Origin of the sequence: Alteromonas sp. DY56-G5, from assembly GCF_041414725.1 — a bacterium.
Classification (GTDB): domain Bacteria; phylum Pseudomonadota; class Gammaproteobacteria; order Enterobacterales; family Alteromonadaceae; genus Alteromonas; species Alteromonas macleodii.
Genome location: NZ_JANHZQ010000034.1, coordinates 42,164 through 56,173 on the forward strand (window position 1 = coordinate 42,164; position 14,010 = coordinate 56,173).

Below are 14,010 nucleotides of genomic sequence, written 5' to 3' on the forward strand. Positions count from 1 at the left end.
TCTTAGTGGAAGGCAGTATACAAAAAAGGGCACAGCGCTGCTGTACCCTTTGTGATAATTTTACTTGCTTATGCGATAAAGGTGACTGGCCGATTAAGCCTATGTTAAATCACTGTCACCGCACTTATGTAGCGATTTACTTCGGTAATGTTGCACGGAGCATCCACGCAGTTTTTTCATGAACGCGCATACGATCGCCAATTAACGCTGCAGATGACTCATCGTCTGCGTCTTGCGCTAGCTTTAACGATTCACGGCAGGTTTTCACAACTTGCTCATGACCGTGAGTTAACAATCTCACCATTTCCGTCGCTTCAGGTACACCTTCCACTTCTTCAATTGAACTAAGCTCAGCGAAAGACTTATATGTGCCCGGTGCAGCTACACCTAGAGTACGAATACGCTCTGCAATTTCGTCTACCGCTTCGGCAAGCTCTGTGTAATGCTCTTCGAACATTAGGTGCAATTCACGGAACTGCGGACCTTCTACGTTCCAGTGAAAATTATGTGTTTGAAGGTACAAAGTGTAAGAGTCGGCCAATAGCTTTTTAAGACCTTCTGCTACTGCGTTACGATCGCTCTCAGAAATACCAATATCAATCTTGCTCATGTCACACTCCTTAACGTTAAAACCCTTTTTAGATTTACCTTCAGTCCATTCATCGGCGCTGAAAAATCTTGGTTTAAATAATATAAGTTAATAGTACTACAGAAATTTTGATTTAGATTAACGGTTTAGTTGATTGCATTCATCGCATTAATCGATGACTTTATACATTCTGCCTCAGCCACTCTATTAATGGTGGTGATGGTGGCTTTCGCCCGCTTCTTTTTTAACAGGTAGCAAAACCGGTAGTTCACTCCCATCGCTAAATGTGAGGGTTAGTGCTACTTCGCTGCCCTCTTCTAATCCTTTGGTCAGCCCCATCAACATGATATGACGGCCGCCTGATTCAAAAGAGACCATTTCGCCCGCTTTTATTATAACGCCTTCAGTTAGCTCACGCATTTTCATCACGTCTTCCTCCATCACCGTTGTGTGGATTTGCGCTTCACTTGCTACATCGCTTGATACTGAAACAGACGTCAGTGTTTTATCGCTGTCACCATGATTATGCAAAGTAAAGTACACTGCGCCGGTTTTTGCCAAAGCAAAGGTCGCTCTGGCATAACCATTCATTACCATTACTTCTGATTGCTTACTGGCGTGCTTGTGCTGCTCTTTTGGCATGTGATGGTTATCATGGTCATTGCCATGCGCGTAAATAGTCGCAGACATGCTTAAAGAAAATAAGCCAGTTACGATAACTAATGGTTTAAGTGATTTGGAAAAAAATGACATACAGTCTGCTCCGAATGAATACTCGTAAGCAAGTGTACGTAAGATTGGCATAGGAAAAAAGAAAAATGGTGCCGACTGCCGGAATCGAACTGGCGACCTACTGATTACAAGTCAGTTGCTCTACCAACTGAGCTAAGTCGGCACACTTTAAAAACCGCTGCCTAGACAGCGGATGCGTATTCTAGCGATAAACGCGTGGGTGTCAACCTTTTAATCGCGTTGCTTCACCAACTAATTTTGGGAAGTACTCAAGTGGTAAATATTTGCTCAATGCCATGAGCTTTTCACCCAAGCTTTCATAACTATTCGTGGTGACATTGATGTGTCCCATCTTGCGCTTTTCACGAACAGATTTTCCGTACCAGTGAAGATGACTGCCATCGATGCTTAGCAAATCGCGCGAGAAGCTGCTGCAACCAATAATGTTGACCATAGCGCTTGGGCCAATGGCTGACGTGTCACCAAGAGGCAATCCACAGACTGCACGTAAGTGATTTTCAAACTGGCTGGTTACAGCGCCCGACTGGCTCCAGTGCCCGGAGTTATGTACACGAGGAGCAAGTTCGTTTACAAGTAGCTTGTCGCCTACTTGGAATAGTTCCACAGCCAGCACACCGACGTAGTTCATACCCTCAGCAAGTTTCACAAAAATATCGTGAGCCTGGGCCTGAAGTGCGTCATCAACGTTAGTCGCTGGTGCAACCGACACATGAAGTTGACCTTGGTGATGCAAATTTTCAGCAAGTGGATAGGTGCGTACGTCGCCATTAGCATTGCGTACACCGATTAATGACAACTCTCTGTCGAAAGCCACCATTTTTTCAACCACTAAAGGCACGGTCTGCAAATCTAATCCCTGAAGTGCATTTTTTAGTTCAGGTAAGTCAGCCTCATCACTTAAACGCCATTGACCATATCCGTCATAGCCATCGCGGCTAGCCTTAAGAATGAGTTTGCTACCCAACTGCTTTACGCAATCGTCTAACTGGGCAAGGTCGGTAACTATTTGGTGCTCACAATTTGCAACCTGCATGCTTTCAAGCAGCTTTTTCTCACGTACGCGATCGGCGCCAACAAGAATGCTGTCGATATTCGGCATCAACTTGTTTGTTTTCGCCGCGTCTTCAAGAAGCCTTTCAGGTACATGCTCAAATTCTACGGTAAGAGCATCTGCACCTTCTAGTGCTTGAGTAAGTGAGATTTCAAGAGGGGTTTTGCTAACTGGATGTACAACGGTATCGTTGTTTACGTCCACAGCTTGAACGTCAATACCTAACGGGCTTCCCGCCAGGTACATCATTTGAGCAAGTTGGCCTGCGCCGTAAACGACTACTCTCATTCATCTAGCTCCAACGTATTGCTTGAAGCAAGTACCGTATCAGTTTGCGATTTTCTAAAAGCGATAACGGCATTGCGTACGCTTTCGTCTTGCAGCGCAACAACTTGTGCCGCGAGAAGACCCGCATTTGCTGCACCAGCCTCACCTATTGCCAGTGTACCTACCGCAACACCTTTCGGCATTTGAACGATAGAAAGCAGTGAGTCTAATCCGTTGAGCGCCTTTGATTTAACCGGGCAGCCAAACACAGGTAAATGCGTGTGTGCAGCAATCATACCCGGTAAGTGAGCTGCGCCGCCTGCGCCAGCAATGATTGCGCTAAAACCTTCATCTGCAGCGCTTTCTGCAAACTCTACTAGCAAGTTGGGTGTACGGTGCGCGGACACCACCTTCGCTTCAAATTCAACACCAAACGACTTCAGCATTTTTGCGGCCTGCTGCATAGTAGGCCAGTCTGAAGTTGAACCCATTACAATCGCGACTTTTGCCATCTAGAGATCCTCGGGGTAGGTAAAGTGGACAACCTTGGAAAGGCCGCGATTGTAGCGTAAAACCGTTCAAAATCCCACCGTAAATGGCGTCAATTATAGCGCCACTCGCTTAAGGGTTGTTGAGGCTACTCTCTTATAAGGGTGATCTATCTCTTCGCTGTCAGTCGTATTAACTATAATTAATTTATGTAGAAAAGTTGCCTGACTACACGGATTAACGAACGCTTTTATTTCCACATTTTGCGACGTTGACCATGAACGGGCGTTAGAGGTTATTGATGACAGATAAGCACGAACCCGACGTACTTGATGAGGTGATAGAAGAAGTACAAGACGTGGTCTCTGACTTCTTAAATCGCGAAGCCGCTCCCGGCATATTGTTAATGGGTGCAACGATTCTTGCGCTCATTATTGCTAATTCACCCCTAGATACGCTTTACGATCATTTAATCAGTATGCCGGTACAAATATCAGCCGGTACGTGGGCTATCGATAAGCCATTATTGCTGTGGATTAACGACGGGTTAATGGCGGTGTTCTTTTTTCACGTGGGTCTGGAACTGAAGCGCGAAATCTGCGAAGGTGAATTGGCCAACCCCAAAGATATTATTTTACCCGCAGCGGGTGCTGTAGGTGGTATGGCACTACCCGCCTTGATATATGTAGGCATCAACTGGGACAACCCCGTAGCCATTGCAGGGTGGGCAATTCCCGCCGCTACTGACATCGCGTTTGCGTTAGGTATTTTGGCGCTACTAGGTAGTCGAGTACCTACGAGCCTGAAAGTTTTCTTAGTCACCCTGGCTATTATTGACGATATCGGTGCTATCGTAATTATTGCCCTGTTTTACACCGAGCACATTACCGCGGGTGCGCTGTATATTGCTGCAGGTTGTTTATTGCTGTTGTGGCAAATGAATAAACGCAATGTGGTAGATATTCCGCCTTATGTTTTTGTGGGAATCATTCTGTGGGTAGCCATGTTGAAGTCAGGCGTTCACGCCACACTGGCAGGTGTCGTACTTGCTGGCTTTATTCCTATGCGGGATGAGAAAGACGAATCTTATTCTCCGGTAACGCGACTAGAGCACGGTTTGAATGGCTCGGTGAGTTTCGCGATCCTACCTTTATTCGCCTTCGCTAACGCCGGCATAAGTTTTGGTAACATCAGTCCGGAGGGTATTTTCCATCCTGTTACCTTTGGGATCTTTCTTGGCTTGGTTGTGGGTAAACAAATTGGCGTATTCGGTTTTTGCTACTTAATGGTGAAGTTAAAGCTGGCTAAGTTACCAGAGGATCTTAACTTCAAGCATATCTATGGCTGTGCGCTACTTTGCGGCGTTGGCTTTACAATGAGCTTATTCATTGGGGGACTGGCCTTTGCACAGACAGGTATCAATCAAATTTTTGACGAGCGTGTGGGCATTTTAACCGGCTCTCTTGTCTCGGCGTGCTTAGGGTATATTGTACTGCGATTCGTTAGCGAAGCGCCGAGCGATAACACTGATGTAGCCTCAAACGCTAGCAAGTTCACGGGCAATACAGTCAAATAGAACCTGCTTTCGAATAGGCTTACTTAAATGCGCATTCATGCCTGCTTCTAAGCAGGCATTTTTGTCTTCGATAAACGCATTGGCGGTTAAGGCGATGATCCTGACCGTGTCCTTATTCCTGCCTTCACTTCGAATAAGTTTCGATGCTGTATGACCATCCATGATCGGCATTTGGCAATCCATTAAAATTACGTCGAAATCGTGCCTCTTCTCGGCCTTAACAGCATCTTGCCCGTTTTTCGTTCTAATACATTTGATGTTGGACGATTTGAGCATGTCCATGACGATTTCAGCATTAATGTCGTTGTCTTCAGCCAATAAAACCCGTAATCCATCAGGTAATGACGGAATCACCTCATTTTCTGCATGCTCTTTTTCTTCACTTACTGTGGCAGGAATGTGGAAGGTGAAGCTTGTTCCTTTACCCAGTTCACTTTCAACATAAAGCTCTCCACCAAGAAGCTCAACCAAACCTTTAGAAATGGCCAAACCTAATCCTGTGCCACCAAAATTTCGAGTAGTGGACGGATCGGCTTGCTCAAACTTATCAAAAATAAGGCGTAGTTTGTTGGGAGCAATGCCTATTCCCGTATCGGTAACCGAAATTTTAAGTCCTTGGTGGGCATAGCTGACGTTAACCGTCACGACACCATCGCTGGTGAACTTAATCGCGTTACTAAGTAAGTTATTGATGATTTGGCTCACCTTCCCTGCATCAATGTTCAGTGCGTTAGGTACGCCCTGATTAATATACAAAGCAATATCGTACCCTTTTACTTGCGCAGCGTGACGGTAGAGGTCACAAGAAGCTTCAAGTAACTCGCGAATGGCACAACTTTGGATATCGGTGAGCATTTTACCCGATTCAATCTTCGACCAATCTAAGATACTGTCCAGGATGATAAGTAGATTGCTAGCAGAGCGTGAAATTGTTTTGGCTCTAGCCGAAACATTTTCCGGCAACTCATTCTCGAGCATCAATTCACATGAGCCAATAATGCCGTTCATTGGCGTTCTAATCTCGTGACTCATGTTAGCGAGAAACTGCGTTTTCGCCACATTCGCGGCTTCCGCTTCTTTAAGCGCTAACGCAAGGTGCTCGGTTTTCTCTTCTATGCGCTTTTCCAAAGACTGATTCAATTCCCCTAGCTCGACATTCAGGCTTTGCTCTACTTCTCTTGCAACCTTTAGCTCTTCAAATGCATCGAGCAATCGGGCTTCTAAACTCACGAACTCATCGCTTAGCGACGAGAGCTCTTGAATGTGCAGTGCCCTTTGTGGTGCTATAACAACTTCTTTTTGTGTAGGGTCGAATTCGGCAATGTAGCGAACAAGGCGACGAATAGGCGCGCCGACCATTTTTGCGACTACGTATCCGGTGAATGTTCCAAATGCAGATAATGCCAATAGCAGCAGTAAGTCTTTTAGCAAATAATTACTCATTGATGCCATTAGCAGTCGTTTGTCGAAGTAATAGCTAACTTTCCAGCTAGCAAAAGGCATATCTTTCGCTAACCTCAACCATGTTTTCCCCTGAGGCCCGTTCTCCACCTCAACAGCACAATCAGGTTCACAAATATAAAAAGGTGCTTTAGTGAGTGGCTTCATCTTCAGGCCTTTAGATGCATAGATAACTTCGCCTTTTTGATCCTCAATGAGCATCAAAAAACCACCTAAGCTTAAGTTATCAATAGCAGAAAAGCTCTTTAACGATAAAGAGCCCTCTACAATACCTTTTGGAGTGCCATCTGCATCTGTAATAGGAGCTGACAAGGCTACAATTGGATCGTTACCAAAACCTCGGCCTTGAAATACATTTGAAAGGAATGGTTTACCTGTCTGCATGACTTCAAAGAAATACGGCCTGTAAGCCACATTTGACAAGCCGCTTTGTCTTGCCTTATCCAACAGGCTAGGCGGGTAAGCGTGGGTAAGATCGCCTTTGTCATCTGCAATGAGGAAGGTCAAAAATTCTGGATTGTGCGATGCCAACACCCGCAAATTTGTCACCGCTGCATTATCGAAATCGCTGTTTGATACCTCGCTAGATAACACTTGCGCTGCACTAATAATGGCACTTTGGTGTTGCTGAATAAAATTCGAAAGTTGGAACTCCAGCACATTCACCCGCTGCGACATGTAACTGTGAATTTGTCTTTCTTGCTGTTGTTGAAACAGACTTACCGACAAATAAATTACTGCCATGGAAGCAACGAAGAAGCAACCGGAAAAGAAGTACCCAAAAAGAAAGTGCAGCGTAACCCGCTCTGACTTACTTGATGTTTGTCGCTTAAGCCCGTGGACTGCCAAATACGAAAAGTGTCCGGTTACAAGACCAAATACACCGCTTACCCAGGTGACCAGCACACCCGAAAACAGCATATTTGCGTTATCGCCATCATAAAGAGAATGCTCTAAAACGAGAATGGGCAGAAAGACAATAGACCAAAAGCCTGCGCCTACTTTTATCACCTGTTTAAGCGACTTGTTATAGCCAAAAAAGCTAAGCACGATAGGCAGTAGAGTAAGGCTTTCTTTTCCAACTATGCTCCCGTCGTTAAGCCATAAGGGAAGGCTGACAACAAGTGCAATAGGAATGGAAATAAAAGGAGAAAACCGAAGTGAAGCGTAGACTGCCGCACCTATGCCAAATGTAGCTATCCCTGTGCTATCAAAGGGTGGGTTGAGAGCATTAAGACCCGCACCTAACACACATACAAGCAGTGCTTGAAGGGCCAGAGACCATGAAAAAGAAAATGAAATACTGCCAATTTTCAACGCATGTCTCCGGCGGATAGATTTAGTGTTGAGCCATGTAATCTAGGGTAAAGTTCGTTAGAAGCTTCACGCCTAATTTCATGCCTTCATCATCAACATAAAATTCCGGTGTGTGATGAGCAGGGCTATCTTCTTCAGACACGTCCAATGGCTTACCGCCTACCCAAACATATAAACCTGGAATTTGTTCTTGGAAAAATGAAAAGTCTTCCGCCCCCGTGACCGGTTTAGAAAGCAGCGTATTTTCAACGCCTGCGGTACGCTGCATAGTAGGCAGCATGGCTTTTGTAAGCTCTGGGTCGTTGTACGTAATGGGGTAATAGTAATCTAGCGGTAGCGTAAGTTCTGCTTCTGCGCCCATACTTTCAGCAATAGCCTTTACTTTGCGCGGAAGCGACTCGTAAATGTGATCGCGAGCGGCTTCATTGAGTGTACGAATTGTGCCAACCATTTCTACTTCATTTGGAATGATGTTTGAACGGTTACCGCCGTGAATAGAGCCAATAGACACCACCGCTGCATCGTCAATCAATTTCAACTCACGACTTACTATGGTCTGAATTGACATGATCATTTGCGCAGCGGTAACCACTGGATCAACACTCTTCCAAGGATAAGCGCCGTGGGCTTGCTTACCGTGAATAACAATTTTAAATGGGTCTACCGCGGCCATGGTGCCACCCGCGTTATAACGCACTTTACCCACATCGGTATTAGCATTGATATGCAGGCCAAAAATAGCGTCTACATCAGGGTTCTTAAGTACACCTTCAGCAACCATAACTTCCGCACCGCCTTTTTCTCCAGCGGGTGCGCCCTCTTCTGCTGGCTGAAAGATAAACTTCACTTTACCTTTCAGGTCGCCTTTAATTTCGGTAAGAATTTTTGCCGCGCCCATGAGCATTGCCATGTGAGTATCGTGACCACAGGCGTGCATAACCGGCACTTCTTTTCCGTTGTATTCGCCCATCTGCTTTGAGCGGTAGGACAAATCGTTTTGCTCTTTTACAGGAAGTCCGTCCATGTCTGCACGTAATGCAACGACAGGACCTGGCTTGCCCGAGTCTAAAATAGCTACCACACCCGTTTTTGCCACACCGGTCTGCACTTCTAAACCTAGGCTTTCAAGGTAGTCAGCAACATATTCAGCGGTTTTAAACTCGCGATTCGATAATTCAGGAAATTCATGAAAGTGATGACGCCATTTAATTACATCAGGCTCGACTTTATTCGCTAATTCATCAACATTGATCTGAGCGGCATTAGCAGCTGACACAGAGGTCAACCCTGCAAATGCGAGTGACAGCAATTTCTGGTACATAACTATTATTTCCTTTGGTGTTTTTTAGACAGAGTAAATCATCTCAAGGGAGAACACACCACTGAACTAACGATTGCTGTTAAAAATCAATAAGCAGACGAAAATACCCCATTCACAAGACTGAGGGTATTAGACGGAAGTATAAGAAAAGTGCTTTATCGATGCAGGGAATAAAAAAGGCGCCGAGTGGCGCCTTTTCTTTAAATATCAACTTATTACTAAGTTTCTATTAACTCTTTTGTCTACGCATTGCGTCAAAGAACTCATCGTTTGTCTTGGTCATCGACAACTTACTGATAAGGAAGTCCATTGCGTCAATTTCTGACATTTCGTGAACGATTTTGCGAAGGATCCACATTTTCTGTAGTTCATCTTGCGCTGTAAGCAGTTCTTCACGTCGGGTACCAGAGCGGTTGAAGTCGATAGCCGGGAATACACGTTTTTCCGCGATTTTGCGATTAAGGTGTAATTCCATGTTACCTGTACCTTTAAACTCTTCGTAGATAACTTCGTCCATTTTAGAGCCGGTATCGATAAGCGCTGTTGCGATAATCGTTAAGCTTCCGCCTTCTTCAACATTACGGGCAGCACCAAAGAAGCGCTTAGGCTTGTGAAGAGCATTCGCATCAACACCACCGGTAAGTACTTTACCTGATGATGGGATAACCGTGTTGTAAGCGCGAGCAAGACGAGTAATCGAGTCAAGCAGGATAACCACGTCTTTTTTGTGTTCAACAAGACGCTTGGCTTTCTCGATAACCATTTCAGCAACTTGTACGTGACGACTTGCTGGCTCATCGAAGGTTGAAGCAACGACTTCACCTTGAACAAGACGATGCATCTCGGTTACTTCTTCCGGACGCTCATCAATAAGTAATACCATTAACTCACAATCTGGGTGGTTAGCAGCAATTGACTGAGCAATATTCTGAAGAAGAAGCGTTTTACCGGCCTTAGGTGGCGCTACGATAAGACCACGCTGGCCTTTACCGATTGGCGACGCCAAATCTAGTACACGAGCCGTAATGTCTTCTGTTGAGCCATTACCACGTTCCATGCGCAAGCGATCTGCTGCGTGAAGTGGTGTAAGGTTTTCAAAAAGGATTTTATTACGTGAATTTTCAGGCTTGTCGAAGTTAACTTCGCGGATTTTTAGCAGGGCGAAGTATCGTTCACTGTCTTTCGGTGGACGAATTTTCCCGGCAATCGTATCACCGGTACGCAAGTTAAAGCGTCGAATTTGGCTTGGCGATACATAAATATCGTCTGGTCCTGCAAGATACGAAGAGTCAGCTGAGCGTAAGAAGCCGAAACCGTCCTGTAAAATTTCTAGTACCCCATCACCAAAGATGTCTTCACCGCTTTTTGCGTGTGTCTTTAGGATTGAGAAAATGATGTCTTGTTTTCTGGCGCGCGCCATGTTTTCCAGGCCCATCTCCTCGGCCAGGTTAACCAACTCGCTTATTGGTTTGTTCTTTAATTCAGTTAAATTCATACTGGTGGGTCTTTGTGCTTGAACTTCGCTTACAGGACTTAAAGTCACTCTGTTCTAGTTTAGATTTGATATCACCCTGATGTGGGCGTAAGCAGAACGCTGCTCGGATGAGCGCTGAAGAAAAGTTAGCACTATATTTAATCAACGTCCAGCGTTTTACCGCCGAAATGTTAAATAATTTGTGGCTTGCTCTTCTAGAATGAAACGTTAGTCCCTGTGGCGTAAATAAAAACCGGTGCTTCGTTAGCACCGGTTTTCAATTTGAAATCAATTAAAGGTTTTCGTTAAGAAACTCTGTTAATTGAGCTTTAGATAGCGCGCCTACTTTAGTTGCAGCAACGTTACCGTTTTTGAAAAGTAGCAATGTAGGAATACCACGAATACCATATTTAGGTGGAGTTTCGTTATTTTCATCGACATTCAACTTGCCAACTGTTAACTTGCCATCAAACTCGGTCGCAACTTCTTCCAAGATTGGTGCGATCATTTTACACGGGCCACACCATTCAGCCCAGAAGTCAACCAGTACAGGACCTTCAGCATTGATAACATCTGCTTCGAATTTATCGTCAGATAACTGGATAATTTTGTCGCTCATTCTTTTCTCCATTATTGGTCTGTCGCTGATTTGTCTCAGCCTGACCATAAGTGTTATATAGAAACTGTTTTTTAATGCAAGCACTGATAAGCTATAAGCTATGCCTACTCACTTAACTGATACTCACTTTTCTGACCTGCCGATTAACGGCAAGGTTGTTGACGCCTTGGCGGCAGCTAATTTTTCACATTGTACACCAATTCAAGCACTTGCACTGCCTCCTTTATTGGAAGGTCACGACATTGCAGGTCAGGCTCAAACCGGAACCGGTAAAACCATTGCCTTTTTGGTAGCTACATTTCACTATTTGCTAAGCAAAGCAGAAAATGCAGATAACAGCAAATCAAATGGCCCTCGCGCAATTATCATGGCGCCGACCAGAGAGCTAGCCGTTCAAATTTATAACGACGCCAAATTGCTTAGTGAGCATACTGGATTGTCGCTTGGTTTGATTTATGGGGGCGAAGGTTACCAAAGTCAACGTGAAACTTTGGAAGAAGGGGTAGATATTATAATTGGTACGACAGGACGCATTCTTGATTACTACAAACAGAATGTGTTCACACTGAAGAATATTCAGGTTGCCGTACTTGATGAAGCCGACCGTATGTTCGATTTGGGCTTTATTAAAGATATCCGCTTTTTATTCCGTCGTATGCCTCCAGCAAGCGAACGCTTAAGCATGCTATTTTCAGCGACACTAAGCTATCGCGTACAGGAACTTGCATACGAGCACATGAACAATCCAACCCATGTTCAGGTGGCGCCAGAGCAAACCACCGCTACACGCGTTTCTCAAGAGCTATTCTACCCGTCTGATGATGACAAGATGCTGTTACTTCTTACGCTACTTGAAGAAGAATGGCCGGAAAAAGCGATTGTGTTCGCAAATACGAAAAACAGCTGTGAAAAAGTCACCGACTGGCTTACCGCAGATGGCCATCGCGTGGGCTTGCTTAGCGGCGATGTACCACAGAAGAAACGCTTGGGGATCTTAGAAGATTTCACCAAGGGTAACCTAGACATTTTGGTGGCAACCGACGTTGCAGCGCGCGGTCTTCATATCGACGCGGTAACGCACGTATTCAACTACGACTTACCTGACGACGCCGAAGACTACGTACACCGTATTGGTCGTACTGGCCGTGCAGGACAAAGTGGTGTTGCAATTAGTTTCGCATGCGAAAAATACGCACTAAACTTACCTGCAATTGAGCAATACATCCAAAAGGCTATTCCGGTTACCGATTACGACCGCAGTGCTCTACTTGACGATGTAACGCCACCAAAACCACGTAGAAGACGTACACCTAACAATAGAAATACTTCACGCCGTGGTAACGGTAGAGGCCGAGGAAAGCCCCAGCAACGCAATAATAGAGCGCAGTAATAAGGCGTAAAGGAACTCAATAAGAATCGAGATTTTATGCAGGCAGAACTCCAGCACGACGCACAGACCTATGGCGAGTATTACGCCGCCGTAGACTTAGGCTCTAACAGCTTTCACATGGTGATTGTTCACGTTGTTAACGGCAGTGTGCAAATAATAGGGAAAATTAAACAGAAAGTGCGCCTGGCAGCAGGTTTAGATGATGATTTCGCACTTGATGACGTAAGCATGGAACGCGGCTGGCAATGCCTGCAAGTATTCTCGGAACGCCTGCAGGATATCCCCCCTTCTAATATTAAAATTGTAGCGACCGCTACATTGCGACTGGCAACCAATGCGCATGTATTCATTCGCAAGGCAGAAGAGATTCTCAATCACAAACTTGAAGTGATTAGCGGTGAAGAAGAAGCGCGACAAATTTATCTTGGCGTAGCCTACACATCCGCCAACCAAGGCAATAGCTTAGTCATAGATATTGGCGGCGCCAGCACAGAAATCATTATCGGTAACGACATGCAGCCTATCCATCTTAAGAGTTTGGATATGGGCTGTGTAACGTTTATGGAACGCTATTTCACCGGCGGCACTATCACCGAAAACAATTTCGACAATGCCAAAAAAGCCGCACACGCGCTTATTGCCGATGTGTCTAGCGCGTTTTTGTGTTTTGATTGGGAGAATTGTTTAGGTGCATCTGGCACGCCGCAAGCCATTACTGAGATTCTTGTAGCACAGGGCATTAGTGATGCTATCCGCTTAGACTATTTGTATCATTTAGAAAAGCAATGTATTGAATGCGGCAGCATTAAAACCCTTGATATCGACGGATTGGAAGATAACAGAAAAGCTATTTTCCCGTCTGGTTTAGCGATCCTCATCAGCTTATTTGAAGCGCTAAATATCAAGCACATGAATATTTCTGGTGGTGCGCTTCGAGAAGGACTTATCTACGGAATGTTAGATAACGTTACCGAGAATGATCGTCGCCAGCAGACCCTTAATCAGGCAAAACATCGTTATCATGTAGATGCTAGTCACGCGAACTCGGTTAGTCACGTAGCGCTTACTTTATGCCATCAACTCTGTGCACAACAGAATATTTGTCATTTAGATACCGAAACTATTTTAGGTGCAGCCGCACAGCTTCATGAAATAGGTCTTCACATTGAATATAAGCGCCATCATGAGCATGGTGAATACATATTAAGTCACATTGATTTGCCCGGCTTCACGCGCCTTCAGCGGGCAGCCATCCGCGATTTAGTTGCTCAGCATAGGTTAAACATAAAGCCAGACGTATTTGAAAAGTACCACGAAGACTACCGTCCAATGCTAAAGGGCTTATTGCGAATTTTACGTATAGCAGTGGTGTTATGTCTGCGTCGTCAGAATAAACATATACCAGAGGTAACTTTGCAGTGCGAAGAAAGTAAGTGGACACTTACTTTTCCTGAAGGCTGGCTGAAATCGCATCCTTTGATCAACGCAGAGCTAGCAAATGAATGCTGGCTTCAGCATAAAGCTGGCTGCGAACTCGTTTGTAAGTAATCACTTACATACAGATAGGATGCGTTAAATGTATTACGATAAATAAAAAAGACACATAAAAAAAGCCGTGCATTGCACGGCTCAGATTGATGATAAACCCCTCTTTTTTCGGAGGGGTTTATTTTTTCTAGCAGCCGAAGGCTGCGATCGCGATA

At 45.0% G+C, this 14,010-nt stretch carries 11 protein-coding genes and 1 tRNA gene; 3 read left to right on the forward strand and 9 right to left on the reverse strand.

Features of this window, described 5'->3' with window-relative positions; translation table 11 throughout:
* Positions 1 to 136: 136 nt before the first annotated feature.
* The 5 genes from NO989_RS15745 to purE all read right to left on the reverse strand — a co-directional run bounded on the left by NO989_RS15745 (position 137) and on the right by purE (position 3,172).
* Positions 137 to 610 (reverse strand): Dps family protein, encoded by a 474-nt coding sequence (locus NO989_RS15745; protein ID WP_014948101.1) that lies wholly within the window; start codon positions 608 to 610, stop codon positions 137 to 139.
* 186 nt (positions 611 to 796) lie between these two features.
* A complete protein-coding gene (locus tag NO989_RS15750) occupies positions 797 to 1,342 on the reverse strand; it encodes a copper chaperone PCu(A)C (RefSeq protein WP_252119671.1) in 546 nt (181 codons plus the stop codon).
* Between the two features lie 66 nt (positions 1,343 to 1,408).
* A tRNA-Thr gene (locus NO989_RS15755) sits at positions 1,409 to 1,484 on the reverse strand.
* Between the two features lie 60 nt (positions 1,485 to 1,544).
* Positions 1,545 to 2,681, reverse strand: coding sequence for a 5-(carboxyamino)imidazole ribonucleotide synthase (locus NO989_RS15760; RefSeq protein ID WP_252119670.1), 1,137 nt, complete (start codon positions 2,679 to 2,681; stop codon positions 1,545 to 1,547).
* Entirely contained in the window at positions 2,678 to 3,172 is a 495-nt protein-coding gene (purE, locus tag NO989_RS15765; protein ID WP_014948098.1) for a 5-(carboxyamino)imidazole ribonucleotide mutase, read from the reverse strand. The genes NO989_RS15760 and purE overlap by 4 nt, the downstream gene beginning before the upstream one ends.
* A gap of 278 nt (positions 3,173 to 3,450) precedes the next feature.
* On the opposite strand from purE, the gene nhaA reads away from it, so the two are divergent.
* Positions 3,451 to 4,725 carry a Na+/H+ antiporter NhaA gene (nhaA, locus tag NO989_RS15770; RefSeq protein WP_014948097.1) on the forward strand — a complete coding sequence of 425 codons (1,275 nt, stop codon included), beginning with the start codon at positions 3,451 to 3,453 and terminating at the stop codon, positions 4,723 to 4,725.
* Here nhaA and NO989_RS15775 read toward each other — a convergent pair.
* The 4 genes from NO989_RS15775 to trxA all read right to left on the reverse strand — a co-directional run bounded on the left by NO989_RS15775 (position 4,687) and on the right by trxA (position 10,917).
* The gene (locus NO989_RS15775) at positions 4,687 to 7,503 is read right to left on the reverse strand and encodes an ATP-binding protein (RefSeq protein ID WP_371342858.1); all 2,817 of its coding nucleotides are present in this window, start codon (positions 7,501 to 7,503) and stop codon (positions 4,687 to 4,689) included. The two genes, nhaA and NO989_RS15775, sit on opposite strands and share 39 nt — an antisense overlap.
* 22 nt (positions 7,504 to 7,525) lie before the next feature.
* Complete coding sequence (locus NO989_RS15780; RefSeq protein WP_252119668.1) at positions 7,526 to 8,824, reverse strand: amidohydrolase; 1,299 nt, start codon at positions 8,822 to 8,824, stop codon at positions 7,526 to 7,528.
* 229 nt (positions 8,825 to 9,053) lie between these two features.
* On the reverse strand, positions 9,054 to 10,319 hold the full coding sequence (gene rho / locus NO989_RS15785; protein ID WP_014948094.1) for a transcription termination factor Rho: 1,266 nt from the start codon (positions 10,317 to 10,319) through the stop codon (positions 9,054 to 9,056).
* A gap of 271 nt (positions 10,320 to 10,590) precedes the next feature.
* Positions 10,591 to 10,917, reverse strand: coding sequence for a thioredoxin TrxA (gene trxA, locus NO989_RS15790; RefSeq protein ID WP_012517074.1), 327 nt, complete (start codon positions 10,915 to 10,917; stop codon positions 10,591 to 10,593).
* 100 nt (positions 10,918 to 11,017) lie between these two features.
* On the opposite strand from trxA, the gene rhlB reads away from it, so the two are divergent.
* Both rhlB and NO989_RS15800 read left to right on the forward strand, forming a co-directional pair.
* Positions 11,018 to 12,307, forward strand: coding sequence for an ATP-dependent RNA helicase RhlB (rhlB, locus tag NO989_RS15795; protein ID WP_014997164.1), 1,290 nt, complete (start codon positions 11,018 to 11,020; stop codon positions 12,305 to 12,307).
* Positions 12,308 to 12,343: 36 nt separating this feature from the next.
* The gene (locus NO989_RS15800; protein WP_371342859.1) at positions 12,344 to 13,855 is read left to right on the forward strand and encodes a guanosine-5'-triphosphate,3'-diphosphate pyrophosphatase; all 1,512 of its coding nucleotides are present in this window, start codon (positions 12,344 to 12,346) and stop codon (positions 13,853 to 13,855) included.
* The last annotated feature ends 155 nt before the right edge of the window (positions 13,856 to 14,010 follow it).